A 26,275-nucleotide genomic window follows, 5' to 3' on the forward strand; every position below is an offset into this window, starting at 1 on the left:
GCGCGGTGATCCCGCGCCGCGCCGCCGTCGTCGCCATCGGCCTCGCGATCCTGGCGCCGGTGGGCGCGCGCGGCGAGGGGCCTGCGCCGGCCGAGGCGGGCGGGCGGCCCGACGACCTGGTCGCGTTCACGGTGAGCGGCGGGGTCAGCCTGGGCGCCTACGAGGCGGGCCTGTCCTGGGCCACGGTCCGGTACCTCACCGCGGTCCGCGAAGGGAGGGGCGAGCTCGCGGCGCTCTTCCGGCCGCGGCTGGCGGCGGTGACCGGGACGTCCGCCGGCGCGGTGAACGCGCTCCTGGCCGCCGCGACCTGGTGCGCGCAGCCGGAGCGCGCCGGCGACGTGGACGAGAACCTGCTGCTGAGCGCCTGGATCCACCTCGACTTCGACGAGCTGCTGCCGCGCTCGGCGCGGGGTTACCGGCCGGGGGACGGCCTGCTGTCCGCGGCGCCGCTGGAGCGGACCGGCGCGCTGATCCGCTCGGCGCTGTTCGGCCCGGAGGCGGCCGGGGCCTTCCGCCCCGGCTGCCGGGTGCCGCTCGGGATCGCGGTGACGCAGGCCGAGCCGCGCCAGCGCGACGTGGCGGGGCTCACCACCTCGACGCAGCGGCTCGTCGTCCCGTGGCGCCTGGAGGTGGCGCCGGACGGCGCCGTCGCCGTGCGCCGCCAGCCGCTGCTGCCCGGCGAGCTGTCGGAGAGCGTGCTCGAGCTGGACGGCGTCCCCGCGGCCGGCGACGCGGCGCCGTTCCGGCCGCAGGTGATCGAGGACGCGCTGCTGGCGTCGGCGGCGGTGCCGATGGCCTTCGCGCCCCGGCGGCTGTGCGCGCCCGAGCGGGCCGACGCCCGGGGGGAGCGCGCGCCCGGGGAGTGCCACGACTACGTGGACGGCGGCGTCTTCGACAACGCGCCCATCGGGCTGGCGGTGGACCTGGTGGACGCCGGCGGCGGGGGCAGCGTGCTGCACCCGGTGGTCTTCTTCCTGGTGGACCCGGAGCTGCGGCGCCTCCGGCCGCCGCCCGAGGACGCGGTCGCGGACGCGCCGGAGCGCTTCACGCTCGGCCGCCACCTGCGGCTGTTCGGGAGGCTGCTCGCCACCGGGCGCAGCGCCGAGCTCTCGCGCGCCATCGGGTCGAGCGGCTGGAACCGGACCACCCAGCGCGTCCTGCGGGAGTTCGCCGAGGTCGCGGCGGAGTTCGCGGAGCTGAGCGCGACGTCGTCGGCGGCGTTCGCGCCGGAGCGCGCGCCACGGCCGCCCGCCGCGGGCCGCACGGCGCCGCCGGCCGTGAGCCGGGCGGCGTTCGGGCGCGCGCTCTCGGCCTGCATCGACCGGCTCGCGGCGGCGCCGGCCGGCGGCGGCCCGGAGCCGTGCGCGGGCGAGGTGGCGGCGCTGTCGCTCGCGGCGCCGGCCCCGCACGACGCCCCGCCTCCGCCGGCCGAGGTGGTCCGCCTCGCCGACGGGCTCGCCGCGCTGCTCCGCGAGGCCGCGGCCGCGTCGCCCGCGCTGCGCGCCTCGGCGCTCGGCGCCCCGGGGGCGTTCGAGGAGCGCTCGACGCTGGTCGCGACGGCGCTGCTGTTCCTCGCCGACGAGGTGCAGCGCGTCTCGGCGAGCGGCTTGCCGGAGGAGGTGCTGCACCGGTTCCGCGCCGCGGTCCTCGAGCCCATCCGGCGCTCCGACGGCCTCACGCACGCGGCGAGCCTGCTGCTCGGCGACCTGCTCGACGCCCAGCTCCTGCGCCTGGCCGCGGTGGCGCCCCCGGCGGTGGCGGCCGAGGCGCGCGGCGCCCGCGCGCGCCTCGCGGCGCTGCCGGAGGGCGCGCGGCTCGACGTGGACGCGCTCCAGGGGACGGTGGCCGCGTCCTCGCAGCTGCTGGCGCGCGGCGAGTGGGACGCGCCGGCGATGATCGAAGCGTGGCGCGGCGTGCTGGGCGTGCTGGAGGCGAGGACCCGCCTCCTCGGGCTGTCCGCGCGCGTCGCCGTGCTCCGCGCCGACGCCGTGGCGCTCGCCGATCGGGGCGCCACGGAGCGCCGGCTGGTGGCGCCGAGCCGCTTCGCGCCGCTCGCCGGCGCCCAGCTCTCGGGGTTCGCCGGCTTCCTCGACCGGCCGCTGCGCCGCTACGACTACTACGCGGGCGTCTACGAGGCGGCGCACGCGATCGCGGTGGCCGAGTGCGCCGGCGCCGCGCCGGGGCCGGGCGACGCCGGGCCGATCCGCCTGCGCGGGCGGCCCGCGGAGGTGGACCTCACCGCCCCCGCGAGCCAGCGCTGCATCGGCCGGGCGCTGCGGCGGACGGTGGACCTCCTGGGCGTTCGCGCGTCGCCGTACGCGAGCCACGTGGTCGCGCGCCTCGCCGAGCTGGAGCTCGCCGCGTGGATGGGCCGGTCCACGCGCGCGCAGCTGCTCCGGCAGGATCCGAGCTGGAGCTGGCTGGACGGCCTGGCGCCTCGCCCCGCGCCGGCCGGCGACCCGGTCCTCGCCACGCTGGAGGCGCTCACCGCGCGGCGGGTGCCGTGCCGCCCCGGCGACGCCGAGGCGCTCTGCCCGGCGGAGCTCGGGTTCGGCGAGTTCCTGGCCGCGCTCTCCGCCCACGGCTACCGGGCCGGCTCGGAGGGGCTGCGGCTCGCGATGCGCGATCAGGACGCCTGGTGGGCGGACACCCTCGACCGGCTGGCGGGTCGCGCGCTCGCCGTCGAGCGCGCCGCCACCGGCGCCGACCCGGGCCCGCTCTCCGGCGCGATGATCTCCGCGTTCGGCGCGGCCGAGCTGCTCTCCCGCCGCGAGGCCGAGCGCGGGCCGACCCCGCGCCTCGTGCTCGATCCCTCGACGCTCCCGGCCTCGGCGCCTCCCGGGCAGGCGGCGTGGCGGCCGCTGGTGGCGCGCCTCGTCCCGTACCGGGTCTCGCTCGACGTGTCGCGCGGCGGCTTCGCCCTGGCCTGGCTGGAGCCGGAGCTCCACCTCCGGCGCTGGCTCACCATCGCCTCCACGCTGGAGCCGGTCGGCTACCGGGCCAGCCACGACACCTGGTCGAGCGCGGCCGGCGTGGTGGTGCTCGGGCACGCCCGCGGCGTCTCCTTCGGCGCCGGGCCCCGGTGGTGGGCGGACTGGGACGGATCCTCCGGGCTGGGGGTCGAGGCGCGGCTGGCCGCGGTCCAGGATCGGTTCGCGGTGATCGTCGGGGCGCGCGAGCCCGGCGCGCGGCCGGGGCCGCAGGGCTGGTTCGTGGCGCTCTCGGTGGCGGACCTGAACGGCCTCGCCTACTGGCTCTCCCCGCTCGGCGCGGGGCCGTCGGGCCCCTGACCGCCGCCGCGCCCGCTCAGGACGCGGCCCGCCGACGGTCCCGGTCCCAGAGGTCGTCCGCCATCGCGCAGCCGTCGCAGCGCGGCTCGGGCGAGGCCGCCGTCGCCAGCCGGCCGCACCCGCCGCAGCGCGGCAGCCGCTCGCGCGCGTGCGCGACCACCGCGGCGATCACGCCGGGATCGCGCAGGATGCGGCGGTGGCCCAGGCCCTCGGTCGCGAGCAGCCGCGCGGTGGGCCAGCCCTCGGCGAGCGCCGCGCCGTCCGCGAACGGGATCTCGCGGTCGCCGGGGTCGTGGATGACGAGGAGCGGTGCCGCGCCCGGCGGCGCCAGCCGCGGCAGGTCGAGCGCGTCCGGCGACACGCCCAGGCGCCGCTCCATGTCGGCGCCGAGCGCCGCGGCGGAGACGCCCAGCTCGGCGGCCGCGTGCGACACGAACCCGGCCGGCCCGCGGGGCGGGGAGATCGCCACCGCCGCGTCGAGCCGCAGGCCGCGGATCATGGCGAGCACCACCGCGGAGCCGCCCAGCGAGTGGCCGACCGCCATGCGGGCGCCCAGCGCCGCGGCGGCCGCGCTCGCCGCCTCGGCGAAGTGGATCATCGACGCGAGGCACCCCGGCGACGCGCCGTGGGCGGGCGCGTCCACGGTGACCGCGCTGCACCCGGCCGCCGCGAGCGCCTCGGCGATCGGCAGGAGCTGGCCGGCGCGGCCGCCCCACCCGTGCAGCAGCAGCACCGCCGGCCCGCACCCGAGGCGCCAGGCCCGCAGCGCCCCGCCGCCGCCGGGGAGCGCCAGCGGCTCGGCGCGCGCCAGCGCCTCGCGCTCGGCCCGCGGGGCGGGGTGACGCGGCGGGGTCAGGATCAGCCGGCCGGCGGCGCGGGCGGCGAGGCCCGGCGCCACCCCCGAGAGCGCGGAGAAGCCGGCGCGGAGCGCGCGGCGGGCAGGAGAGCGAACGTTCGTGCTATTTTCGGGGCGGGACATGGACACCTCGGGCGCTGCGGGGGAGGGGGTGGTCAGGTGGGCAGCCGGCAGTCCGCCAGCAGCCGTTCGACGGCGTCGCGGGCGCGCCGGCGGGCGTGGCGATCGCCGAGGAGCCGCCAGGCGTGGTGGGTGGAGAGCATGATCCCGTGGAGCTCGAACGCGACCTGGTCCGGGTCCAGGTCCGCCCGGAACTGGCCGGCGTCCCGGGCGTCGCGCGCCACGCGGGCGAGCGTCCCGAGCCACGCGCGCTCCATCGAGACCAGCCGGTCGCGGGCGGGGCCGGGGCGGTCGTCGAGCTCCACCGCGGCCTGCACGAACACGCAGCCGCCCGGCTGCGGGACGAGCTCCGGCCAGCGCAGCCACCGCTCGACGAGGGCCCGGATGCGCGGGGCGCCGCGCGGCTCCGCCATGGCCGGCCGGATCACCGCCTCGACGAACAGCGCGCCCGCGTGCTCGAGGGTCGCGACCTGGAGCGACTCCTTGGACTGGAAGTGGGCGAACAGGCCGCTCTTGGAGAGGTCCATGGCCTCGGCCAGCCGGCCGATGGTCACGCCCTCCAGCCCGACCTCGCTGGCGAGCTGGACGGCGCGGTGGAGGATCGCCTCGCGCGTCTCGGCGCCCTTGCCCATGCCGCCAAAATAGAACGGTCGTTCGATTCGTGCCAGGCCCGGATCCGCCCGGGCCCCACCTGGGCGGCGCGGGCGGCGCCGGGCGCCCGCCGGCGCGGCGGCTAGCGCGGGCCTCGGGCCCGGGACGGCGCGCCGCGCGTGACCGCACGCGCGAACCACTCCGACGCCGGCCGGGCGTCGGCCTCCCGCCCCGCGGCGCACAGGCGGATCTGCTCCACCGCCCTCGCCACCATCGGCTCCACCCCCGGCAGCGCCGCCGCGCGCCCCGCGAACAGCGCCTCGACGCGCGCCGCGTCCTCCCCGGAGCAGGCGCCGAGCGCGACCGCCGGCAGGCGGGCGGCCAGGTACGGCGGGAGCCCCGCCGCCCACGCGTCCACCTCGTCCTCGAGCAGCGCCAGCCGGCGCGCGACGAAGGCGGCGTCGCCGCGCACCGCGTGCAGGTCCAGGACGGCGCCCACGCGCTCGAGCAGCGGGAACTCGTCGCCTGCGACCACCGCGGCGAAGCGGCGCGCCAGGCCGGGATCGTCCGCCGCGGCGAGCGCCGGGAGCAGCCGCTCGCGGGTCGCCAGGTCCGGCGCGCCGCGGGCGCGGGCGAGGACGGCCTCGAACGCCGGCGGACCGAGGTCCTGCACCGCGACCGCGAGCGCGATCGGCGCGAGCTCGGGATCCACCGCCTCGGGGTGGAGCTTCCCGTCGGCCACCCCGGCGTACGCCGCGCCCCGCCTCGCCGCCTCGCGCCGCACCGCCGGATCGCGCCCCGTGAACGCGAGCAGGCGCACCACGCGGGCGCGGAGGTCGCGCGTGGCGCTCGACTCCCCCGGCCGCGCCGCCCAGCCCAGCCGCGCGAGCACGGGCCGGTAGAGCCGGCGCGCCAGCGCCTCCACCGCCGGCCGGTCCGCCGCCGGCACCAGCCACTCGCGGGCGCGCTCGAGCGCCTCGATCGGCGCGGCGGCGACCTCGGGCTGCCGGTCGCGCGCCAGCGCGGTGAGCGCGTCCATCGCGTCCGCGTACGGCAGCGCCCCGGCGCGCTCGGCCGCCGCGACGGACCGCGCGTAGGAGAGCCGCTCCAGGGTGGAGAGCCGCGCCAGCCCCCGCGCGCGCAGCCGCGCCAGGTCGGCGGGCGCGAGCGCCCACGCGTAGTAGCCCGCCGCGCCGGCGTCGGGCATGAGCCACGCCGGGCAGCCCTCGGGGAGCGCCAGCGTCCCCTCGACCTCGTCCAGCAGCGTGCAGCGCTCGCGCACCGCGCCGGCGGCCTCGTAGCGCACGCACACCGGGATGCTCCAGGCGCCGCCCGGCGCGGCCGCGGAGCCGCGCGGCAGCGCCCGCGCCTGCCGGAGTCGGACCCGTGCGCCGGGGCCCCCGCAGTCGACGGCGGCCTCCACCCGCGGCACCCCCGGCTGCGAGAGGAACGTCCGGAACGGCCCGGCGACGTCGCGGCCGGCCGCCGCGGAGATGGCCGCGAGCAGCGCGTCGGTGGAGCCGGTCCCGTCCGCGTGGGCCGCCAGGTAGCGGCGGACGCCCTCGCGGAACGGCGCCTCGCCCACCCAGCGCTCGATCATGCCGAGGAGCGCCGCGCCCTTCTGGTAGCTCATCGCGTCGAACTGCCCCTCCACCTCCTCGATGCGCTCGAGCGGCTTCAGGATGGCGCGGGTGGTCGCGAGCTCGTCCTGGCGCATCGCCCGCGCCGTCCCGGCCGCGGCGGCCACGTCCGCCCCCCACGACGGCTGCCAGCGCTGGACCGCCCGCGTCCCCATCCACTGCGCGAAGGACTCGTTCAGCCAGATCTCCGTCCACCACGGCAGCGTCACGAGGTCGCCGAACCAGTGGTGCGACATCTCGTGGGCCATGGTGTCCGCGATCGACCGGCGCTCGTCGGGGCCCTGCCGGCGCGGGTCGAACAGGAGCGCGGACTCGACGTAGGAGATCGCGCCCGGGTTCTCCATGGCGAGCGGGAAGCCCGGGAGGGCGACGTGGTCGAGCTTCGGGTAGGGGAACGGCGTCCCGAACCACCGCTCCAGCTCCGCGAGCAGCGCCTGCCCGGCCTCGCGCGCGAACGCCGCGTCGCCGGCGCGGCCCCGCGGGACGAGGTAGCGCACCGGCAGCGGCGCCCTGCGGACCCCGTTCGCCGGCGCCGGCGCGTCCACGACGTCGTACGGGCCCACCGTCCAGAACACCAGGTAGGTGGGGATGGGGCGGGTGGCCGAGAAGCGGACGCGGCGGAGGCCGCCGGCGGCCGGCTCGCTGGCCTGCTCCGGGGCGTTCGAGATCGCGACCAGCCCGGCCGGAACGGTGAGCGTCACCTCGAACGGCGTCTTGAACCGGGGCTCGTCGAAGCACGGGAAGGCGCGGCGGGCGTCCACGGCCTCGAACTGCGTGGACGCGTAGAACGCGTCGCCATCGCGCGCGCGGAACGAGCCGGTGCCGGGGCCCCAGCGCGCCGACCAGGCGAGGCGGATCGTCGCCGGCCCGGGTCCCACCGCCCGCGGCAGGTCGAGCCGCGCGACGCCCGTGGGGTGGACCTGCGTCAGCCGTCCGGCCACGCGGGGGCCGCCGGCGACCTCGACGGTGACCTCCGCCACGGCGAGGTCGCGCGCGTGGAGCCAGATCCGGGCGAGGGACCGCTCCAGCACCACCGCGATCTCGGCCCGGCCGCGGATCCCGTCCTCGCGGTCCGGCAGCACCTCCACGTCGAGCGCGTAGCGGACCGGGCGCACCTCGCCGGGGAGCTGCAGCAGCGGAGGCCGGTGCGCGTCCCGGGGGGCCGGCGCCGCGCCGGGCGGCGACACGGGCGCCGCGGTCGCGCGCGAGGCGAGCGCCAGCAGGGCGGCTGCGAGGAGGGCGGGGTGGAGCCGGGGCGGAGCGGCGCGGCGCATCGACGTCACGGTTCACCTCCGGAGACGGAGACGATACGCCGCCCCGGCGCGCCGGGGAACCGCCTCGACGGCCGGCCGCCGGTCCCCGGACGAACGCCGGGCTTGATCGGCGGGGCGCAGTCGGGTACGAGCGCCCGGATCGCAGTGCGCGCGCCTCGACGGCGCGACGGAAAGGTGCCGAGATGCCGAAGACCGAGCTGCCCGTCCTCGAGTTCGTCCTCACGAACTTCAAGAACTTCAACGCGCGCCAGACCCGCGACGCGCTCGTCGCCTACTGGCGGCACGTCGAGGCGGGCGGGAAGATGTTCTGGGCCGTCGCCGGCGCCATGTCCTCGGCCCAGCTCGGCCTCACGCTCGCGCCCGCCATCCGGGCCGGGCTCATCCACGGGTTCTCCGTCACCGGCGCGAACCTGGAGGAGTCGCTGTTCCGGCTGGTCGCGCACCACAGCTACAAGGACTTCCCCGACTACCGGTACCTCACCAAGGCGGACGACACCCGCATCCTCGAGGACCGGATGCGCCGGGTGACCGACACCAGCATCCCGGAGGACGAGGCGTTCCGCGCGGTCGAGAAGTTCATCGTCCCGATGTGGACGCGCGCCACCGAGAAGGGCGAGCGCCGGTTCTGGCACGAGTACTTCTACGAGCTGATCCAGTCGATCGGGACGGACCTCTACGAGGGCGATCCCGAGGCCTGCTGGCTGCTCGCCGCCGCGCGGGCGAAGCTGCCCATCGTGGTCCCCGGCCACGAGGACTCGACGTTCGGCAACATCTTCGCCTCGCACGTGAAGACCGGCGAGTGCAGCCCGTCGATCGTGAAGTCCGGCATCGAGTACATGGCCGCCTTCTACGACCAGTACAAGGAGCTGTCGGCCGGCCAGGGCGTGGGGTTCTTCCAGATCGGCGGCGGCATCGCCGGCGACTTCCCCATCTGCGTGGTGCCGTCGATCAAGTACGACCTGGGCGAGCCGGTGAAGCCCTGGGCCTACTTCTGCCAGATCTCCGACTCGACGACGTCGTACGGCTCCTACTCCGGCGCGACGCCCAACGAGAAGATCACCTGGGACAAGCTCACCCAGGACACGCCGATGTTCGTGGTCGAGTCCGACGCCACCATCGTGGCGCCGCTGATGCTCACCGCGCTGCTCGAGTGCAAGCGCGCGCCCGCCGAGGCGAACGCGCTCATCGCGAAGCTCGCGAAGTGACGTCCGCTTTGGCGGACGGGGGGCGGGATCCCTGCTAGAAGGACGGCATGGAGATCCCGCAACCCCCGCGGACGGCGCCGGCCGTCCGCCGGCTCGGGCTGGGGATGGCCGCGCTGGGCCGCCCCGCCTACCACACCATCGGACACGGCACCGACTTCCCCGAGGGCCGCTCGCCCGAGCAGCTCCGCCGCCACGCGCACGCGGTGCTCGACGCGGCGTACGACGCCGGGATCCGCCACCTCGACGCGGCCCGCTCCTACGGCGCCGGCGAGGCGTTCCTGCGCGCCTGGGCGGACGCCCGCGGGCTCGGCCCCGGCGACGTCACCGTGTCGTCGAAGTGGGGGTACCGCTACGTGGGCGGCTGGCGGGTGGACGCCGAGAAGCACGAGGTGAAGGACCACTCGCTGGAGGCGCTGCGGCGCCAGCACGCCGAGTCGGTCGAGGCGCTCGGCCCGCTGCTCTCGCTGTACCAGATCCACTCGGTGACCGCGGACGGCCCGGTGCTCGGCGACGGCGCGGTGCTGGACGAGCTGGCCCGGCTGCGCGACGGCGGGCTGCGCATCGGGGTGACCGTGAGCGGGCCGGGGCAGGCCGAGGCGGCCGCGCGCGCGCTCGGCGTGGAGCGCGGCGGCCGGCCGCTGTTCACCGCGGTGCAGGGCACCTGGAACCTGCTCGAGCGCTCCTGCGAGGCCGTGCTCGGCGAGGCGCACGCGTCCGGCCGGCTGGTGATCGTGAAGGAGCCGCTCGCGAACGGCCGGCTCGGGCCGCGCGGCGACGCCGGGGCCGACGGGCCGCTCGCGCGCGTGGCGCGCGACGTCGGGACCACGCCGGACGCGCTCGCGCTCGCCGCCGCGCTGGCCCGCCCGTGGGCGGACCTGGTGCTGCTCGGCGCCGCCACCGTGGACCAGCTCCGCTCCAACCTGCGCGCGCTCGAGCTGCAGCCCAGCGCCGAGGCCCAGGAGCGGCTCGCCGCGCTGGTCGAGCCGCCGGCCCGCTACTGGGCCCGGCGCGCCACCCTGGCCTGGACGTAGGCTACGGGGCGGGCAGCGCCGCCAGCGCCGCCGCCACCGCGCTCGCGAGCGGCGTGCTCGGCCGCCCGATCAGCCGCTGGAGCTCGCCGCTCGCGTCGTCGAGCTCGCCCCGGGCGACGCCCAGGTCGGCGTCCACCAGCGCGTCGGCGTACGGGCCCGGGAGGCCGGCGCCGACCAGCACCGCCCGGTACTCGGCCGGCGGCAGGTCGCGGTAGGCGACGGGCTTGCCGGCCTGGCGCGAGACCTCCGCGGCGAGGTCGGCCATGGTGAACGGCGTGCCGGCCAGCTCGTACACCCGGTGCTCGTGGCCGGTGCCGGTGAGCACCGCGGCCGCGGCCTCCGCGTAGTCGGCGCGCGACGCCGCGGCGATCCGGCCGTTCCCGGCGGAGCCCGCGATCGCCCCGTGCGCCAGCGCCGGCGCCAGGTGCTCGGTGTAGTTCTCGAGGTACCAGCCGTTGCGGAGCAGCACGTACGGCACGCCGGAGGCGCGGAGCAGGGCCTCGGTCTCGCGGTGCTCCGTCGCGAGCAGCACGCGCGAGGTGTCGGCGTGCAGGATGCTCGTGTACGCGACCAGGCGGACGCCGGCGCGCCGGGCGGCGTCCACGACCGCGCGGTGCTGCGGCACCCGCCGGCCGACCTCGCTGCCGGAGATGAACAGGAGCTTCTCGACGCCGGCGAGCGCGGGCGCGAGCGTCTCCGGGCGGTCGTAGTCGCCCTCGCGGACCTGCAGCCCGAGGGCGGCGAGGTCGCCCGCCCGCTCGGGGTGGCGGACCAGCGCCACCAGCCCGGCGGCGGGGACGCGCTTCAGCAAGGCCTCGACGGCCCGGTGGCCGAGGTGTCCGGAGGCGGCGGTGATGGCGATCACGGGATCTCTCCTTCGGGCGCGGGGCGCCCGGGAATCGGGCCTTGCATACCGGGCCGCGGCACCGTTCGCCCGGCGCGGAACGGCCGCCCTTGACGCGGCGCGCATCGACGGCTATCGAAGGCCCGCCAGGAGCCTCTCCATGCCCGTCCAGCTCACCGACGACGAGTTCTGCAGCATCGCGCGGGCGCTCGCCGACCCGCAGCGCTGCGAGATCCTCCGCCGCGCCGCCGCCGAGGGCGAGGTGGCGTGCTCGCAGCTGGTGGAGGGCGTCGCCCTCTGCCAGTCCACCGTCTCGCACCACCTGAAGGAGCTGGTCGGCGCGCAGCTGCTGGAGCGCCGCCGGGAGGGGCACTTCGCGTACTTCCGGCTCCGGCGCGACGTGATGGAGGCGTACCTGGAGGAGCTGCGGACTCGCACCCTTGCGCCCCCGCCACCGCGCAAGCCCGCGGAATCGCGGGCGCGCGGCGCCTGATCTCCGGCCGCCCATCGCGGGACCCCGGCGCCCCCGCCCGCTTTCGGATGAAAATCGACGGGCGTCGAATTAAGTAGCGGGGGTGCCGATGAACACCTGGTCCCTCGTTCCCATGTTGCTGGTCGAGAACGCCATCCCCGCGGACGCGCGCCGCGCGCTGCACGCCTCGCTGCTGGTCCGCGACGCCCGCCGCGCCCGCGCGGCCCGGGCGCTCGCCGGGCGCATGCTCGTCGCCGAGCGCTGCCTCACGCCGGAGGAGGCGGGCGAGCTCGTCGGGGTGGATCCCGGCGACCTCCAGCCGCCGCTGGTCCCGCTCGCCGCCTGAGCCGAGCCCGCCGCCGGACGCGCTACGGGACGCGCTCGAACGCCTCGGCGGGCGAGAGCGACACCGGGCACGTCTCCGGCGGCTGGGCGCCGCGCGCCACGTGCCCGCACGTGCGGCAGACGTGGAGCGGCTCGGCGGGAGCGCGGAGCTGGTCGAGCCGGCCCACCGCGTCCTGGTAGAGCGCCACCAGCTCCCGCTCCACCGCGTGCGCCAGCGTGAAGCCGAGCGCCGCCTCCGCCAGCCCCTCGCGGCGCGCCTGCCGGACCGCGCGCGGGTAGGACCCGAACCGCTCGGCGCTCTCGTGCGACAGCATCGCGCGCAGGTTGAACGGGGTGTCTCGCACCGTCCCCACCGCGGCCGCGGCCGTCGTGACCGAGCCGCCCAGGCGGCGGAGCGCCGCCGCGTGCAGCTCCGCCCGGATCTGCTCGGAGCGCGCGGCCGCCCGGAACAGCGTCGCCGCGGCCGGGTAACCCTCGCGGTCGGCGGCGGCGGCGAACGCCTGGTACCGGGCGTGCGCGTCGAGGTCGCGCTGGTGCGCCGCCTGGAGGTTCGCCTGCGTGGGGGAGGGCTCGGCGCCGAGCGCCCCTCCCGCGAGCAGCAGCACACACGTCCCGACCGCGATCGCCATCGTCCTCATCGTGAGCCTCCGTCGCGCCTCCCGGACCAGCCCGGGGCGACGGTCACCATGGGAGGACCCGCGCGGCGGCGCCATCCGGCGCATGACGCATGGCCGGGTGCCCTGCGAGATCGGGAGCTTGCCGGCGCGCGGCCGGCGGATGCCGGAGGAGGCCCCCGGGGACGAGCCTAGCCCGGCTCGGGTGGGCCGAGCGCCAGCGCCCGCATCCGCTTCCAGAGCGTCCCGCGCGAGATGCCCAGCCGCCGAGCGGCCTCCGCCCGGCGCCCCCCGCAGGCCTCCAGCGCGGCCCGGATCTCCTCCGGCCCCGGCATCGCGCCGGGGCGGCGGGCCGGCGGCGCGCAGGCCCCGCGCAGCTCGGCGGGGAGGTGCTCCAGGCCGATGTCGCCGTCGCCCGCCTGCAGCGCCGCGAACTCGAGCACGTTCTGGAGCTCGCGCACGTTGCCGGGCCAGGTGCAGGCGGACAGCGTCGCCACCGCGGCCGCGGAGAGGGCGCGCGGCCGCCCGCCGGACGCCGGCGCGTGGCGCTCCAGGAACGCGGCGGCGATCTCGGGCAGGTCCTCGACGTGCTCGCGCAGCGGCGGGACGCGCAGCGGGAACACCGCCAGGCGGAAGTACAGGTCGGCGCGGAAGCGGCCCGCGTCCACCAGCGCGCGCAGGTCGCGGTGGGTGGCGCACACGATGCGCACGTCCACCGGGACCGGCGCGGAGTCGCCCACGCGCTCGATCTGGCGCTGCTCGATGACGCGCAGGAGCTTGACCTGCACCACCGGCGAGATGTCGCCGATCTCGTCCAGCAGCAGCGTGCCGCCGTCCGCCTCCTGGAAGCGGCCGCGCCGGTCGCGCAGCGCGCCGGTGAACGCGCCGCGCACGTGCCCGAACAGCTCGCTCTCCAGCAGGTTCTCGTTGAGCGCGGAGCAGTTCACGCGCACGAACGGGCCGGCGGCCCGGGCGCTGCCGGCGTGGATGGCCTCGGCCACCCGCTCCTTGCCCGAGCCGCTCTCGCCGTGGAGCATCACGGTCGCGTCGGAGCGCGCCACCAGGGCGATCATCCGGCGCAGCTCCTCCATCGCCGCCCCGCGCCCGAGCAGCCCCGAGGCCTGCGGTCGCGCGCACGGGTCCTGCCGGCGCCCGGCGGGCACCGGGTCCACCGGGCTGAAGGACTCGAGCGCGCCCACCGCGGCGCCGTCGGGCGCGAGCAGCGGGACGGCGCTCTTCACGATGACGAGCAGGCGGCCGTCGCGCGTGCGCACCGAGCAGGTCTTGGAGGTGCGCTCGCGCTCGGCCATGCCGCAGCGGATGGGGCCCTCGCCGCAGGCGCAGCCGTGCACCGGGTCGCCGGCCAGCAGCGAGCAGTCGCGCCCGACCGCCTCGCCGGGCGACCACCCGGTGATCCGCTCCGCGGCGCGGTTCCAGAAGGTGATGCGCCCCGCGGCGTCGGTGGTGAACAGGCCGTCGGGGAGCGCGTCGGCGACGGCGTGGAGCGCGTCCTCGCTGCCGAGGCCGAGGAACGGGAGGGGGGCGGCGCTGGGCGGGGACACGTCTCCTCCGGCGTTCACGTGAACGCCGGGTCGGAGCCGCGCGCCCCGTCGTGGGTTCCGCCCAGGGCTGCGGCAGATGGCCGCAGGGCCGGATCCCGGGGGATTCCGGCCCGCGTCGCCGGCGCGGCGGGCGGGCGTTCACGGGCGCCGGCGCGAACGAGACGGGAGACGTTCACGCGTGAACGCCCGGCGCGACGGCGCCCCGCGGGCGGCCGCGCCATCCGCCCGGGACGGCTCGGGACGTGGACGGAAGCGCGCAGGGCGCGGCGCGGCGCCCGGCGGGGCACGCGCGTTGCTCACCGGCCCCGCGCCGCCCGCCCGCGGGCGCGCGGCGCGCCGCCACCGGCGGTGAACCCCGTTCCGAGGAGAACGTCTTGATCCGAACCGTTTCCATCCGGGGCCTCGCCCTGGCCGCCGCGCTCGCCGCGGCCGCCGGGCTGGCCGCCTGCTCGTCGAGCGACGACAAGAAGTGCCAGGACTTCTGCGGCGAGGGCGCCGCCTGCGTGGGCGGCGCGTGCGTCGCGGTGGAGGCCTGCAGCCCCGCCTGCGACGCCGGGACCGTGTGCCAGGGCGCCGGCGCGTCGGCGAGCTGCGTGCCGCTCCTCTCCAGCGCCTGCGCCGCCGGGTGCGCGCAGGATCAGGTGTGCATCGCGGCCGGCGGCGCGGCCGCGTGCGTCGGCGTGTGCGGCGCCGGGCAGGCGTGGAACGCCGGCGCGCAGCGGTGCGAGGCCACGGCCTCCCTCTGCGGCCCGGGCCAGGCCTGGAACGCCACCGCGCTGCGCTGCGAGATCACGAACATCCACGCGGCCTGGCTCACCGGCCCGTTCACGAAGGGTGAGGAGGTCACCGCCGAGTGCCTCACCTGCCACGCCGGCGCCGGCGAGGAGATGCTGGCCTCGGCCCACTTCCGCTGGGCCGGCCCGACGCCGGGCCTCCGCGACGCCGCCGGCAACCCGGTGGACGACGGGACCATCGGCAAGAAGGGGCTCATCAACGACTTCTGCGTGGCCGTGCCCAGCAACGAGGGGCGCTGCGGCGAGTGCCACGCCGGCTACGGCGACCCCGCGCAGAAGAAGCTCGCCTACCAGCTCGCGCCCGACGCCGGCCGCGTGGACTGCCTCGTCTGCCACGCCGACCTGGCGACCGGCTACGTGAAGGCGCAGAAGAACTTCGGCATCGCCGACGTGAAGCCCGCGTCCGGCTGCACCCCGGCCTGCACCGCCGCGCAGGTGTGCCTGCCGCTCGCCGGCGGCCCGACCTGCGTCGCGCCCGGCTCGCCGGAGTACGCGGCGAAGCTCTCCGACGTCCTGCTCCAGGCCGCGCGCTCGGTGCGCCGGCCCGGCCGCGACAACTGCGGCAAGTGCCACTTCTACGCGGGCGGCGGCGACAACGTGAAGATGGGCGACCTCGCCTCGTCGCTGGCGGTCCCGGTCGGTCCGGAGGTGGACGTGCACATGGGCTCGGCGAACGCCGGCGCGCCCACGCTGTGCGTGGACTGCCACGCCGGCGACGGTTTCCGCCACGACCGGATGAAGGGCACCGGGCTCTCCGTCGCCATGGTGGAGGAGGCGCCGCTCGCCTGCGCCGACTGCCACGCGCCCACCGCGCCCATCCACACCGCGAAGCACCTCGCCGCGCTCGCCTGCCAGACCTGCCACGTGCCGGCGTTCTCGCGGCAGCTCGCCACCAAGACGAACTGGAACTGGGCGCAGGCCGGCTACAAGGACTGCAGGTACCCCGGGGCGCCGCAGGCCATCGTGGACGCGTGCGTCACCAACCCGGCCAGCGCGGCGTTCGGCACCTCCAAGGCGGTCATCGACGGCGTGGAGGTGGACTACAACTGGCAAAGGGCGTGTTCGTGATGGAGAAGGACGTGAAGCCTGCGTACCGCTGGTACGACGGCACCGCCCGCCACGCCACCATCTCGGGCGCCCTGGCCTCGTTCGATCCCGCCGACGGGCAGGCGGCGGCCGCCCCCATCGCGCTGTCCGAGCCCGCCGCCCGGCTCGGCGACGCCGGCGCGCGCATCACCCCGTTCAAGCACATGCAGGGCCGGCAGCCGGTCATGATCGACGGCTCGTTCGCGATCGTGCCGCACGTGTTCGGCCAGTGGTCGCTGTGGGGCGTGAAGCCCGATCCGACGACGGCGGGCGCGTCGATCCCGGTCATCCCGGCCACCTCGGCCGAGCCGACCGGGCCGAGGTACGGCGACCACGCCACCTACGCGGCGTTCCTCGACGCCATGTGGAACGACGTCGTCTCGTTCGGCGCCGCGACGGCCGGCCAGCTCCCGGCGCTCGTCACGGTGGCCGCCGGCCACGCCACGCGCGACGCCGCCGGCGACGTGACGCTCGACGCGCCCGGGCACGGGCTCGCCCCCGGCACCTACAACGTCATGACGCCGGACGCCGGGTTCGCGCCCGGCATCAAGGCCGTCACGGTGGTGGACGCGAACACGCTCCGCTGGCACGAGGCGGCGCTGCCGCCCCCGGCCGCGCCGGTGGTCTCGACGCAGCCGGTGCGCGTCTTCCGCGCGCTCGTCCGCGGCGTGGACTGGCGCTGGGGCTACACCGAGATGTTCATGAACGTGAACCACGAGGTGGCGCCGCGGGCGCAGGCGATCTCGGCGTGCATGGATTGCCACGCTCCGGGCGCGCGCGTCCCGGTGTGCGAGCTGTACCAGGGCGCCGCCACCCGGCCGGTCGGCTGTCCGTAGCGCGCGGGTGAGGGGGAGGGCCGCGGTCCCGGTGCGTCCGGGGCCGCGGCCCGCCGTCACCGCACCCTCGCCGTCGCCGCCGGCGCGGCGCGCGGCCGGCGCAGGCGCGGCACGGCCAGGAGCGCCAGCCCGAACAGCGCGAACGCGGGCACCAGCGTGGCCGGCCGGCCGTGCGGGACCGCGTCCACGAGCAGCTGCAACCCGGCGACGGCCAGCACCGGGTAGGTGAGCCAGGACGCCTCCAGCCACTCCGGCCGGCGGCCCAGCGCCGCCAGCGCGAGCACCCCCGCGACGAGCGCCGCGGTGCGCGCCGCGGACAGGCCCGCCGGCGATCCGGCGAGCGCCGGCGCGGCGAGGCCCACGGCGGCGCCGCACAGCCCGGCCGCCGCCACCCCCACCAGCACGAGCTGCGGCGCCCGCTCGGCGCGCGTGGCGCGCCCCACCGCGCCGGCGCAGCGCCAGGCCGTCGCGAGGACGAGCGCGAGCACCGCCAGCGCCGCCGCCCCGGGCGGCTCGGCCGGCCCGGCCAGCGCCACCGCGGCCCCGGTGACGAGCCCGCCGGCGAGCGCGGCCGCGGCGGCCGCCAGCGCCGCGTGGACCGCGAGCGTGGTCCGGCGGAGCCGCCGGGCGAGCAGCGCCGCGCCCAGGCCCAGCGCGGCCCAGGCGATGGCCCGCGCGGCGCCGGCGAGGAGCAGCCCGCTGCCGCAGAGCGCGAGCAGCAGCGCCACGCCGGCGTAGAAGCGGAAGTTGGCCCGGGCCGCGTCGCGCCGGTCGGCGAACGCGAACGCGACGCCGTAGGCGCCCGACGCGAGCAGGAGCGCCGCCACGCCGAAGCCGGCCGCGCCGCCCTCCGCCCGCGCGTCGAGCAGCGCCGCGCCGCCCAGGCCCACCGCGAGCGCGGCGGCCGCCTGGAACACCTCGAACGGCACCACCGCCCGCTGCAGCACCAGCGTCCGGACGGCGACGCTGCCGAGGTACGCGGCGAGCAGGATCCCGAGGACGAGCAGCGCGGTCCCGGCGTCCTCGGCGCCGCGGGCGGCGCGCACCGCGAGCGCCAGCGCCGCCAGATCGGCGGCGACCGCCACCGGCCAGCGCGGGCCGTACCAGTCGAGCACGTAGCCCATCCACAGCGTGGCGGTCCCCACCGCGACGAGCACCACGGTCGCCGGCGCGAACCGGCCGGAGGCAGCGGCGAGCGCGAGCGCGGTCCCGAGCGCGCCGAGCGCCGCGATCCAGGCGAGCGCGGGCAGGCGGCGGCGGGCCGAGACCGCCAGCGCCGGGCCGGCGAGCGCCGCCAGCGCGAGGGCCGCCGCACCGGGGCCGAGCAGCCGGAAGCGGGTGGCCGCCTCGAACACGAGCGGGAACCCCACCAGCGCAGCGGTGAGGCCGTGGGCGATGGCGCTCGCCCGGGCCGGCCCGCCCGCGGCCGCGCCGCGCCCGGCGCGGTCGCCGAGCGCGAGCAGCGCCAGCGCGAGCGCCAGCCCCAGGCCCACCCCGAGCCAGGGCGGGAGCCGGCCGGCGTCGGTGACGGCCCGCAGCACGAACGCGCCCGCCAGCACCAGGAAGCTGCGGCCGGCCAGGGTCAGCCCGCCGGCGAGCGCGGCCGCGTCGGCGGCCGGCCCGCGCCCGGTCGCGCCGTCCCCGGCGGCCCGCGCGGGCGCGCTCCGCGGCGCGATCGCCTGGCCCTCCAGCGCGCCCACCCGCCGCTCCAGCCGCTCGACCGCCGCGGTGAGCGCCTGCAACCTCGCCTCGATCGTCCCCGGCGCGCCGTCCGTCATGGCCCGCCTCCACGTCGTTCGCTAAGTGTGAACGTCTCCCAGCCCGGTCCCGGCGGCCGCGGCTCCCTCCGGCGCGGCCGGGGTCGCGTGCGCGGCGGCCCCGGCCCCGGCGGCCCCCGCCTCGGCCTCGCCGGGCGGGTCGATCCCGAGCACGCGGTCGAACACCCACAGGATCGCGAACGGCGCGAGCACCAGCGCGAGGGCCATGAGCACGCCCTCGCGCCCGAACAGCTCCGGCTCGTAGTGCGAGCGCAGCCCGCGCAGCGACTTCGAGAGGAGCTGCCCGCCGATCACGATGTTCCAGCGCATCGAGAACACCTGCAGCAGGCACAGCAGCGCCGCCACGGTGGAGAGCGTGTTGCGGACGCGCGCGTGCAGGTAGCGGTTCATCAGCACCACCACCGCGAGCAGGATGACCGGGATGAGCCCGCCCACGATCATCTGGACCGTCACGTAGGAGAGCTCGAGCCGGGTGGTGATGAGCTCCGAGATGATCAGCCACGAGTCGGAGCGCTCGTAGGCCATCACCAGGATCTCGAGCAGCTCCAGCGACAGCGTGAGGATGAGGAACAGCCACAGCCAGCGCGCCAGGGAGGAGACGCAGGGCTGGTCCGCGGGCCGGCCGCGGAGCTTCGAGACCGCCTGGTAGAGCACGAGCAGCAGCGCGATGCCCGACACCGCCGCCGAGACCAGGAAGATGATGGGCATGAGCGGCGTGGACCACCACGGGTTCGCCTTGATGGCGCCGAAGATGAACCCCACGTAGCCATGGAGCATGCAGGCGCCGGGGAGGCCGATGCCGGCCAGCACCGCGATGGCGCGGTGGTCCACCGCCAGCGCCTCCGGGCCGGTGTCGTAGGTGCCGAGCGCGAGCGTCGCGTAGAACGCGCGCGCCGCCCCGCGGCTGCGGCGGGCGCGGTCGATGATCTCGCGCCGCCAGACGAACCAGACCTCGAGCGCGAGGACGAGCAGGTAGCCGCCGTACAGCATCCCGAAGCCGGCCATGGCCGAGGTGAAGTGGGGCGTGACCAGCACGAGCGGGCCGCGCTCCGGGTGGCCGAGGTGGAGCTGGAGCGGCAGCGACGCCACCAGCAGGAACGAGAACGACGTCGCCATGGCGAGGCGCGCCACCGGCCGGAGCTCGGTGCGGCCGAACAGGTGGAACAGGCTGGTCACGATGAACGCGCCCGCCACGAAGCCCGTGATGTACGGGTACATCACGATCATCAGGCTCCACCACACGTGGACGTCGTTCGGGAACGCGAAGCCGCTGATCTGGGGCATCACCGCACCTCCCCGTCGAGGTGGAGGTAGAAGCACTGCGGCTCCGTGCGCAGGTGCGGCTGCAGCACCGCGACGCGGTCGTGCTCGATGGCGTGGCGCACCGGGTCGCCCTCGCGCCGCAGGTCGCCGAACGCGCGCGCGCCGGTGGGGCAGACCTCGACGCAGGCGGGGCGCAGCCCGCGGCTGATGCGGTGGTAGCACCAGGTGCACTTCTCGGCCGTGTGCGTCTCCGGCGAGAGGAAGCGGCTGCCGAACGGGCAGGCCTGGACGCAGTACGCGCACCCGATGCAGCGCTCGCCGTCCACCAGCACCACGCCGTCGGGCGTGCGATAGGAGGCGCCCACCGGGCAGACCTGGATGCAGGGGGTCTCGCGGCAGTGGTTGCACATCTTCGGCACGAAGAAGGACTTCGTCGCGACGAACGCGACCTGGAGCGCCGGGAAGCCGTCCTTGCCGCCGTTCGGCGAGTCCACGCTGGTCCCGTCCATGCCGGTGACGTAGCGCTCGACCCAGGTCCGGAAGAAGCCGTCGGGCACGTGGTTCTCGGCGCTGCACGCCCGCACGCAGGAGCCGCAGCCGATGCACTTCTCGGGATCCACCAGGTAGGCCCAGCGGTGCTCCCAGGGCTGGTAGCCCTCGGCGAGCGGCGACGCGCCGGCCGCGCCCTCCGCCGCCGCCGCGGGCGCCGCCGCGGTGGCGCCGGCGAGGAACGCCACCGCCCCGCCGGAGAGGATGAGGACGTCCTCCAGGAACGCGCGGCGGCCGAGGACGCGCGGGGTCGAGGGCCCTCCGGTCGGCGCGGGGCACGGCGTGCGTTCGTCCATGATCGCCTCCGCTACGGCGTGGGAGCGTGCGGGTCGTGACAGGCGAGGCAGGCGCCGGCGTCGAGCGGGCCGGAGACGTGCTCCTCGAGCACCACCTGCGGGAAGGCGGCGGGCCGGCCGAGCACCTTGCGGTGGCAGCGGGCGCACAGCGCGGGGGAGCGGTCCACCGCCGGCGCGGTCGTGCGCCCGTCGGCCGCGACGTGGGCGAGGAGCGGCCCGTGGCAGATCTCGCAGCTCACCGCGCGGTGCGCGCCGGCCGCGCGACGGCGCAGCTCGTCCTCGTGGCAGGTGCCGCAGGCCGCCGGTCCGCGGTGGGCCGGCGTCCGCGCGTTCATCTGCTCCGCCACGTTGGCCCAGCGGTACGGGCCGTGGAGCCCGTAGGTGGGCGGCACCAGGAAGCCGCGGGTGATCCCGACGCCGGCGAGCAGCACCAGGACCACCAGCGCGGCGCGGAAGACGTGGCGTGCGTGCTCCATCACCGCACCTCCGGTTCGGGACCCTCCCGGTCGAGCGGCTCCGGGAGGAAGAGCCAGGCGAGCCACCGCGCCCGCCGGCGCGGCCGGGGCGGCGCGAGCGGGAGGGGCTCGGGAAGGAACAGGAGGCCGAGGAGGCTGCGCCGCTCGCACCGCGGCGGCGCCGGGGGGGGCGCCGGGGGGAGGGTCTCGATCGCGACGATCCTGCGGAGGCCGGCGATCAGGGCCGCGGTGCGAGGCGGCATGTGCGGAAGCGAAGCATGCGGCGCGATGCCGCGGCAATCCCCCGGGTCCGCCGGCGCGCCGCGCGCCGCCGGCGGACGCGCCGCAGGTCCGCGGATCCAGGGCGCTCTCGGCGCGGCGGTGCGCGACGCTGCCGCACCGCGTCGCGGGAGGCGCGATTTGACGGCGATCAGGCGGCGGCGCGGATGGTGACTGTGGGTGAACGACGCGCGAGCGCCCGCCCGCCCGCTCCGGCGGGCCCGCCGCCCCGCCGCCGCCCCGCGCTGGAACACGGCCGGGATTTCTGCTACTTGGCCCCTCCCATGAGCCGGATCTACAAGTCGCTTCCTCCCAAGGGCACCGCCATCGGCATCGCGTTCAGCGGCGGCCTCGACACGCGCTGCGCGGTGGCCTGGATGTCCGAGCAGGGCATGGCGGTCCACGCCTACACCGCGGACCTCGCCCAGCCCGACGAGGCGAACCCGGCCGACATCCCGCCCATCGCGCTGCAGCACGGCGCGGCGAAGGCGCGGCTGGTGGACTGCCGCGAGGCCATGGTGCGCGAGGGCATCGCCGCCATCCAGTGCGGCGCGTTCCACCTGTCCTCCGGCGGCAAGAAGTACTTCAACACCACGCCGCTCGGCCGCGCGGTGACCGGCACCGCCATCGTCCGCGCCATGCGCGAGGACGGCGTGCACGTCTTCGGCGACGGCTCCACGCACAAGGGCAACGACATCCAGCGGTTCTACCGGTACGGCATCCTGGTGGACCCGCAGCTCAAGATCTACAAGCCCTGGCTCGACCAGGCCTTCGTGACCGCGTTCGGCGGCCGCAAGGAGATGAGCGAGTACCTGGAGCGCCGGGACCTGCCCTACAAGATGGGCAAGGAGAAGGCCTACTCCACCGACGCGAACGTGCTCGGCGCCACGCACGAGGCGAAGGACCTCGAGCGGCTCGACTCGAGCATGCGCATCGTCGAGCCGATCATGGGCGTCGCGCACTGGAAGCCGGAGGTCCAGATCGCGCCCGAGGAGCTCGAGATCACCTGGGAGCAGGGCCAGCCGGTCGAGCTGAACGGCAAGCGCTTCGCCTCGCCCTACGAGCTGTTCCTCGAGGCGAACCGCATCGGCGGCCGCCACGGCCTGGGGATGAGCGACCAGATCGAGAACCGGGTCATCGACGCGAAGAGCCGGGGCATCTACGAGGCCCCCGGCATGGCGCTGCTGCACCTCGGCTACGAGCGGCTGCTCTCCGCCATCCACAACGAGAACACGCTCGACCTGTACTTCACGCTGGGCCGCCGGCTGGGCCGCCTGCTCTACGAGGGCAAGTGGTTCGACCCCGAGGCGCTCATGCTGCGCGACGCGCTCACCCGCTGGATCGCGCCGGCGGTCACCGGCACGGTGAAGGTCGAGCTGCGCCGCGGCGACGACTGGACGGTCCTCTCGACCCGCGCCGAGTACATGAGCTACGCGCCGGAGAAGCTGTCGATGGAGCGCGTGGCCGACCCGGCGTTCACGCCGGAGGACCGCATCGGCGCGCTCGAGCTGCAGAACCTGAGCGTGGGCGACAACCGCGACCTGCTGCTGCACCACCTCGACGCCGTCCGGAAGCTCGGCGCCGCCACCCGCGGCCCCGGCCTCGGCGCGCTCCTCGGCTCCGGCGACGACGAGTGATCACCGGCGCGGCCGCGCGGCCGCGCCGGATCTGCTCCCTGCGCCCACATCGACGCCCCGGCGTCCCCTGCGACGGGAGCGCGCGCCGGGTTAGGACTGGGGTCCATGGCCCACGCACGCCCTCCCTCCGCGCGGACCGCCCGCAGCGGCCTCGCGCGCCTGCGCGACCTGAAGCTCCGCACGAAGCTGCTCGTCCTGCTCGCGGTCGTGAACGCGGCGTCGGCGGCCGCGTTCGTGACGATCTCGTACCGCGTGCAGGCCCGCGAGATCCGCGCGGCGGTGGACGACAAGCTCCTCACCGCCGCCCGCGCGGCGGCGCTCTTCCTGGTGCCGTTCCACGACCGGGTGGACGGGCCCGGCTCGATCGCGCCGGAGGAGCACCTCGAGGTGCAGCGGCGCCTCTCCGCGCTCGCGGAGGAGACCGACCTCGCGTACCTGTACACGGTCGTCGCGCACGGCTCCGGGAGCGTGTTCACCTCGTCCAGCGCCACGCGCGAGGAGCTCGCCTCGGGCACCGGCCCGCGCTTCTTCCAGGTCACCACGCACCCGAGCCCGGGGCTGGTGGCGGCGCTCGCGGACCACCGGATCCACTTCGACACGTACGTCGATCCCACCGACTCGCTGCGCTCGGTCTACGTGCCGCTCCGCTCCCGCAGCGGCAAGGAGTTCTTCCTCGGCGTGGACGTCCACACCGCCACGCTGGAGGGCGCGATCCGGGCGGCGCTGTGGCGCGCGCTCGCCACCGGGGCCGCGGTGCTCGCGCTGGGCCTGCTCGCCTCGGCGCTGCTGCTCGGCCCGCTGCTGGCGCGGCTGCAGCGCGTGGGCGCGGCGCTCCACCTGGTGGCGCGGGGGCGGCTCGACGTCGAGCTGGAGGAGGACGGCGGGGCGGACGAGATCGGCCGCGTGGTGGAGGCGCTCCGCGGGATGGTGGCCGCGCTCTCCGGCGCGGCCGGCAGCATCCGCGGGGCGGCGGACGCGCTCGCCGCCGGGAGCGGCCAGCTCGCCGGCGGCGCCGCGGCGCTCTCGCAGGCGTCCAGCGAGCAGGCCTCCGAGACCGAGCAGGCCTCGGCGGCCATGCAGGAGATCGCGCGGCACGCGCAGGAGAACGCGGCGGCGGCGGTGCGGACCGGCGAGGCCGCGGCGGGCGCGGCGCGGGGCGCGCGGGCCGGCGGCGACGCGGCGGCCCGGACCGCGGCGGCCATGCGCGAGGTGGGCGAGAAGATCTCGATCGTGGAGGAGATCGCCTACCAGACCAACCTGCTCGCGCTGAACGCGGCCATCGAGGCCGCGCGCGCCGGCGAGCACGGGCGCGGCTTCGCCGTGGTCGCGACCGAGGTGCGCCGGCTGGCCGAGCGGAGCCGGGCGGCGGCCGAGGAGATCGGCCGGCTCACCGCCGCGAGCGTGGACCTCGCCGCGCAGGCCGGGACGGCGCTCGACACGGTGGTGCCCGAGGTGGAGCGGACCGCCGCGCTGGTGCAGCAGATCTCCTCCGGCAGCGCCGCGCAGGGGACGAGCGCCGCCCGGGTGAGCGAGGCGCTCCGCAGCCTGGAGGAGATCGGCGGCCGGAACGCCGCCGCGGCGGAGGAGCTGTCGTCCACCGCCGAGGAGCTGGCCGCGCAGGCCGAGGCGCTGCGCGACGCGATCGGCTTCTTCCGCGGCGTCGCGACCGGGCCGCACGCGGCGCCGGCCTCCGCGCCGCCCGCCCCGCCGCTCCGGCTCGCGTCGGGGCGGTGAGCGCCGCCTGCGCTCGCGCGATGGACGCCGCTCATGGTTCGACGGGCTCACCATGAGCGGACGCCGAAGGGCGTGATGCGCTCGCCCTGAGCTCGTCGAAGGGCGAGCGGGGGCGCCGCTCAGCCCGCCCGCCCCAGCAGCGGCCCCAGCCGCGCCAGCGCCGCGCCGAGCGCGTCGGGCGCCACCGCGGTGAAGCAGAGCCGCACGTGCGTCCGGTACGCCGCGCCCGTCGCCGGCCCCGGCGTGAGCAGCACGCCGGCCTCGAGGCAGCGCGCGAGGAGGCCGTCGAGCGCCTCGCCCGGGCGGAGGTGCGGGGCCACGTCCAGGAACAGGAAGGTCCCGGCCTCGGGGGCGGGCACCCCGAGCGCCGCGGCGGCGGTGCGGCCCGCCTCGGCGTAGAGCGCGCGCGTCTCCGCCAGCCACGCGTCGGCCTCGCGGAGCGCCCGGGCGGCGGCGATCTGGAACGGGCGCGGCGCGCAGTACGTCTTGAACGTCTGCACCGCCCGCACCGCCCGCATGATCTCCTCGGGCCCGTGCGTGTAGCCCACCCGCGCCCCGGCGAGCGCGTACGCCTTCGAGAACGAGTGCGTGGCGATGGTGCGCTCGCGCAGCTCCGGCCGCGCCCACAGCGGCGGGCGCGGCGTGCCGTACTGGAGGTCCTCGTAGACCTCGTCCGCGATCACCCAGAGCGCGTGGCGCCGCGCCAGGCGGGCCAGCGCGGTCACCAGCTCGTCCGGGAGCGAGCGGCCGGTGGGGTTGTTGGGCGAGTTCACGTAGACGGCGGCGGTGCGCGGCGTCACCGCGGCGGCGAGCGCCGCCTCGGGGTCGAACCCCGGGGTGTCCAGCCGGTCGAAGAACGGGACCTCCACCGGCACCGCGCCGCGCGCCGCCACGATGCCGCGGATGAGCGGCCAGTAGGGCGCGAGCACGATCACCTCGTCGCCCGGGTCGAGCAGCGCGTCCACCACCACCCCCAGCCCCGCGGTGGCGCCCACCATGACCTGGAGCCCCTCGCGCGCGACCGGCGCGCCGCCGCGCGCCCGGAGCCGCTCCTGGACGGCCTCGAGGAGCGCCGGCTCGCCCTGCACCGGCGCGTACCCGTGCAGCCCCGGGTGATCGGCCACGCGCTGCGCCTCGGCCCGGGCGCAGGCGGGCGGCTCGCGCCAGGTGTCGCCCACGTTGAGCGCGTACACCGGGCCCTGCGGCAGGTGCACCGGGCCGCCGGTCGGGCTGTAGACGCGGTCGGAGAGGGTGGCGGTGGTGGGCGAGGGGGAGGGGTGGCGGGCCATGAGAACGCCGGCCAGGGCGTCAGCGGCCGCGCGTCGCGCGCGACTCGGGGCGCATCTCGCCGGTGCGGCGCTTCACGCGCATCTGGCTGTCGGTCTTCTGGCGGTTGGACGCCTTGCGGGTGGACTTGCGCGACGGCTTGCCCGCGGAGTCCTCCAGCGCGTACTGCGCCTTCTTCCCGGCGCGGACCGACTCGTGGCGCGCGCTCTTGCGGTGGGTGGCGCTGACGCCCGGCTGCGAGGTGTCCACCGGCGTGTCGCGCCGGGGCGGCCGGGGCTGCTTCGCCTTCTTCGGGCCGGAACGCTCGGTCTCGTAACGGAACCGCTCAGCCTTCGTGGCCATCGACCCTCCTCGGAAGTGAGCTGCGGCGTGGCGTGAACCCTCTGGAAGCGTGCGCGCCCGCGCCCCGCGGACTCAAGCCCCAATTCGGGCCCAGA

Annotated in this window: 21 protein-coding genes; 9 read left to right on the forward strand and 12 right to left on the reverse strand. The window is 77.3% G+C overall.

Going from position 1 to position 26,275, the window contains the following annotated elements; translation table 11 throughout:
• Window positions 1-5: 5 nt before the first annotated feature.
• A complete protein-coding gene (locus ACOQFB_RS04955) occupies window positions 6-3,290 on the forward strand; it encodes a patatin-like phospholipase family protein (RefSeq protein ID WP_421608834.1) in 3,285 nt (1,094 codons plus the stop codon).
• A gap of 16 nt (window positions 3,291-3,306) precedes the next feature.
• Here ACOQFB_RS04955 and ACOQFB_RS04960 read toward each other — a convergent pair whose 3' ends face one another.
• The 3 genes from ACOQFB_RS04960 to ACOQFB_RS04970 form a co-directional block, all read right to left on the reverse strand.
• The gene (locus ACOQFB_RS04960) at window positions 3,307-4,269 is read right to left on the reverse strand and encodes an alpha/beta hydrolase (protein ID WP_421608835.1); all 963 of its coding nucleotides are present in this window, start codon (window positions 4,267-4,269) and stop codon (window positions 3,307-3,309) included.
• Between the two features lie 32 nt (window positions 4,270-4,301).
• On the reverse strand, window positions 4,302-4,898 hold the full coding sequence (locus tag ACOQFB_RS04965) for a TetR/AcrR family transcriptional regulator (protein ID WP_421608836.1): 597 nt from the start codon (window positions 4,896-4,898) through the stop codon (window positions 4,302-4,304).
• 101 nt (window positions 4,899-4,999) lie between these two features.
• Window positions 5,000-7,771, reverse strand: coding sequence for a M1 family metallopeptidase (locus ACOQFB_RS04970; RefSeq protein ID WP_421608933.1), 2,772 nt, complete (start codon window positions 7,769-7,771; stop codon window positions 5,000-5,002).
• A gap of 182 nt (window positions 7,772-7,953) precedes the next feature.
• Here ACOQFB_RS04970 and ACOQFB_RS04975 point away from each other — a divergent pair, with 182 nt between their 5' ends.
• Window positions 7,954-8,976: a deoxyhypusine synthase family protein gene (locus ACOQFB_RS04975; RefSeq protein WP_059438724.1), complete on the forward strand. Its 1,023-nt coding sequence runs from the start codon at window positions 7,954-7,956 to the stop codon at window positions 8,974-8,976.
• A 47-nt stretch (window positions 8,977-9,023) separates the two neighbouring features.
• Complete coding sequence (locus tag ACOQFB_RS04980; RefSeq protein WP_059438725.1) at window positions 9,024-10,007, forward strand: aldo/keto reductase; 984 nt, start codon at window positions 9,024-9,026, stop codon at window positions 10,005-10,007.
• A 1-nt stretch (window position 10,008) separates the two neighbouring features.
• Here ACOQFB_RS04980 and ACOQFB_RS04985 read toward each other — a convergent pair whose 3' ends face one another.
• Window positions 10,009-10,872, reverse strand: a complete 864-nt coding sequence (locus ACOQFB_RS04985; RefSeq protein WP_421608837.1) for an SDR family oxidoreductase — start codon at window positions 10,870-10,872, stop codon at window positions 10,009-10,011.
• A 139-nt stretch (window positions 10,873-11,011) separates the two neighbouring features.
• Here ACOQFB_RS04985 and ACOQFB_RS04990 point away from each other — a divergent pair, with 139 nt between their 5' ends.
• Together ACOQFB_RS04990 and ACOQFB_RS04995 are read left to right on the forward strand one after the other, a co-directional pair.
• The gene (locus ACOQFB_RS04990) at window positions 11,012-11,344 is read left to right on the forward strand and encodes an ArsR/SmtB family transcription factor (protein WP_059438727.1); all 333 of its coding nucleotides are present in this window, start codon (window positions 11,012-11,014) and stop codon (window positions 11,342-11,344) included.
• A gap of 88 nt (window positions 11,345-11,432) precedes the next feature.
• Window positions 11,433-11,669, forward strand: a complete 237-nt coding sequence (locus ACOQFB_RS04995) for a hypothetical protein (RefSeq protein WP_059438728.1) — start codon at window positions 11,433-11,435, stop codon at window positions 11,667-11,669.
• A 22-nt stretch (window positions 11,670-11,691) separates the two neighbouring features.
• On the opposite strand, the gene ACOQFB_RS05000 is transcribed toward ACOQFB_RS04995, so the two are convergent.
• Window positions 11,692-12,306 carry a rubrerythrin family protein gene (locus ACOQFB_RS05000; protein WP_059438729.1) on the reverse strand — a complete coding sequence of 205 codons (615 nt, stop codon included), beginning with the start codon at window positions 12,304-12,306 and terminating at the stop codon, window positions 11,692-11,694.
• A gap of 167 nt (window positions 12,307-12,473) precedes the next feature.
• A complete protein-coding gene (locus ACOQFB_RS05005) occupies window positions 12,474-13,844 on the reverse strand; it encodes a sigma-54 interaction domain-containing protein (protein WP_059438730.1) in 1,371 nt (456 codons plus the stop codon).
• Window positions 13,845-14,218: 374 nt separating this feature from the next.
• Here ACOQFB_RS05005 and ACOQFB_RS05010 point away from each other — a divergent pair, with 374 nt between their 5' ends.
• Both ACOQFB_RS05010 and ACOQFB_RS05015 read left to right on the forward strand, forming a co-directional pair.
• A complete protein-coding gene (locus ACOQFB_RS05010; protein WP_494492479.1) occupies window positions 14,219-15,706 on the forward strand; it encodes a hypothetical protein in 1,488 nt (495 codons plus the stop codon).
• Entirely contained in the window at window positions 15,706-16,560 is an 855-nt protein-coding gene (locus tag ACOQFB_RS05015) for a hypothetical protein (RefSeq protein WP_494492574.1), read from the forward strand. The genes ACOQFB_RS05010 and ACOQFB_RS05015 overlap by 1 nt, the downstream gene beginning before the upstream one ends.
• Window positions 16,561-16,616: 56 nt before the next feature.
• On the opposite strand, the gene ACOQFB_RS05020 is transcribed toward ACOQFB_RS05015, so the two are convergent.
• From ACOQFB_RS05020 to ACOQFB_RS05035, 4 genes are read right to left on the reverse strand one after another with little or no spacing between them, the layout of a single operon-like run.
• Window positions 16,617-18,338 (reverse strand): hypothetical protein, encoded by a 1,722-nt coding sequence (locus tag ACOQFB_RS05020; protein ID WP_421608839.1) that lies wholly within the window; start codon window positions 18,336-18,338, stop codon window positions 16,617-16,619.
• A gap of 21 nt (window positions 18,339-18,359) precedes the next feature.
• Window positions 18,360-19,622: an NrfD/PsrC family molybdoenzyme membrane anchor subunit gene (gene nrfD, locus ACOQFB_RS05025; RefSeq protein ID WP_059436718.1), complete on the reverse strand. Its 1,263-nt coding sequence runs from the start codon at window positions 19,620-19,622 to the stop codon at window positions 18,360-18,362.
• A complete protein-coding gene (locus ACOQFB_RS05030; RefSeq protein WP_059436719.1) occupies window positions 19,622-20,446 on the reverse strand; it encodes a 4Fe-4S dicluster domain-containing protein in 825 nt (274 codons plus the stop codon). Before ACOQFB_RS05030 ends, nrfD begins: the two co-directional genes overlap by 1 nt.
• An 11-nt stretch (window positions 20,447-20,457) precedes the next feature.
• Window positions 20,458-20,922 (reverse strand): hypothetical protein, encoded by a 465-nt coding sequence (locus ACOQFB_RS05035; RefSeq protein ID WP_059436720.1) that lies wholly within the window; start codon window positions 20,920-20,922, stop codon window positions 20,458-20,460.
• Between the two features lie 542 nt (window positions 20,923-21,464).
• On the opposite strand from ACOQFB_RS05035, the gene argG reads away from it, so the two are divergent.
• A complete protein-coding gene (argG, locus tag ACOQFB_RS05040) occupies window positions 21,465-22,817 on the forward strand; it encodes an argininosuccinate synthase (RefSeq protein ID WP_059436722.1) in 1,353 nt (450 codons plus the stop codon).
• Window positions 22,818-22,922: 105 nt separating this feature from the next.
• On the forward strand, window positions 22,923-24,551 hold the full coding sequence (locus tag ACOQFB_RS05045; RefSeq protein WP_421608840.1) for a methyl-accepting chemotaxis protein: 1,629 nt from the start codon (window positions 22,923-22,925) through the stop codon (window positions 24,549-24,551).
• A gap of 119 nt (window positions 24,552-24,670) precedes the next feature.
• Here ACOQFB_RS05045 and ACOQFB_RS05050 read toward each other — a convergent pair whose 3' ends face one another.
• On the reverse strand, window positions 24,671-25,840 hold the full coding sequence (locus ACOQFB_RS05050; RefSeq protein WP_421608841.1) for a pyridoxal phosphate-dependent aminotransferase: 1,170 nt from the start codon (window positions 25,838-25,840) through the stop codon (window positions 24,671-24,673).
• Between the two features lie 19 nt (window positions 25,841-25,859).
• On the reverse strand, window positions 25,860-26,180 hold the full coding sequence (locus ACOQFB_RS05055) for a hypothetical protein (protein ID WP_059436725.1): 321 nt from the start codon (window positions 26,178-26,180) through the stop codon (window positions 25,860-25,862).
• Window positions 26,181-26,275: the final 95 nt, after the last annotated feature.

It is taken from the genome of Anaeromyxobacter sp. Red801 (assembly GCF_049201065.2).
In the GTDB taxonomy this organism is placed as follows: Bacteria; Myxococcota; Myxococcia; order Myxococcales; family Anaeromyxobacteraceae; genus Anaeromyxobacter.

Bases quoted from the DNA above. Each gene is read 5' to 3' on its own strand.
- ACOQFB_RS04965 (WP_421608836.1), bottom strand. From the start codon at position 4,898: ATGGGCAAGGGCGCCGAGACGCGCGAGGCGATCCTCCACCGCGCCGTC.
- ACOQFB_RS05020 (WP_421608839.1), bottom strand. From the start codon at position 18,338: ATGACGGACGGCGCGCCGGGGACGATCGAGGCGAGGTTGCAGGCGCTC.
- ACOQFB_RS05035 (WP_059436720.1), bottom strand. From the start codon at position 20,922: ATGGAGCACGCACGCCACGTCTTCCGCGCCGCGCTGGTGGTCCTGGTG.
- ACOQFB_RS05000 (WP_059438729.1), bottom strand. From the start codon at position 12,306: ATGAGGACGATGGCGATCGCGGTCGGGACGTGTGTGCTGCTGCTCGCG.
- ACOQFB_RS05015 (WP_494492574.1), top strand. From the start codon at position 15,706: ATGGAGAAGGACGTGAAGCCTGCGTACCGCTGGTACGACGGCACCGCC.
- ACOQFB_RS05045 (WP_421608840.1), top strand. From the start codon at position 22,923: ATGGCCCACGCACGCCCTCCCTCCGCGCGGACCGCCCGCAGCGGCCTC.
- ACOQFB_RS04960 (WP_421608835.1), bottom strand. From the start codon at position 4,269: ATGTCCCGCCCCGAAAATAGCACGAACGTTCGCTCTCCTGCCCGCCGC.
- ACOQFB_RS05030 (WP_059436719.1), bottom strand. From the start codon at position 20,446: ATGGACGAACGCACGCCGTGCCCCGCGCCGACCGGAGGGCCCTCGACC.
- ACOQFB_RS04990 (WP_059438727.1), top strand. From the start codon at position 11,012: ATGCCCGTCCAGCTCACCGACGACGAGTTCTGCAGCATCGCGCGGGCG.
- ACOQFB_RS04975 (WP_059438724.1), top strand. From the start codon at position 7,954: ATGCCGAAGACCGAGCTGCCCGTCCTCGAGTTCGTCCTCACGAACTTC.
- ACOQFB_RS04980 (WP_059438725.1), top strand. From the start codon at position 9,024: ATGGAGATCCCGCAACCCCCGCGGACGGCGCCGGCCGTCCGCCGGCTC.
- ACOQFB_RS04970 (WP_421608933.1), bottom strand. From the start codon at position 7,771: ATGCGCCGCGCCGCTCCGCCCCGGCTCCACCCCGCCCTCCTCGCAGCC.
- nrfD (WP_059436718.1), bottom strand. From the start codon at position 19,622: ATGCCCCAGATCAGCGGCTTCGCGTTCCCGAACGACGTCCACGTGTGG.
- ACOQFB_RS04995 (WP_059438728.1), top strand. From the start codon at position 11,433: ATGAACACCTGGTCCCTCGTTCCCATGTTGCTGGTCGAGAACGCCATC.
- argG (WP_059436722.1), top strand. From the start codon at position 21,465: ATGAGCCGGATCTACAAGTCGCTTCCTCCCAAGGGCACCGCCATCGGC.
- ACOQFB_RS05050 (WP_421608841.1), bottom strand. From the start codon at position 25,840: ATGGCCCGCCACCCCTCCCCCTCGCCCACCACCGCCACCCTCTCCGAC.
- ACOQFB_RS05055 (WP_059436725.1), bottom strand. From the start codon at position 26,180: ATGGCCACGAAGGCTGAGCGGTTCCGTTACGAGACCGAGCGTTCCGGC.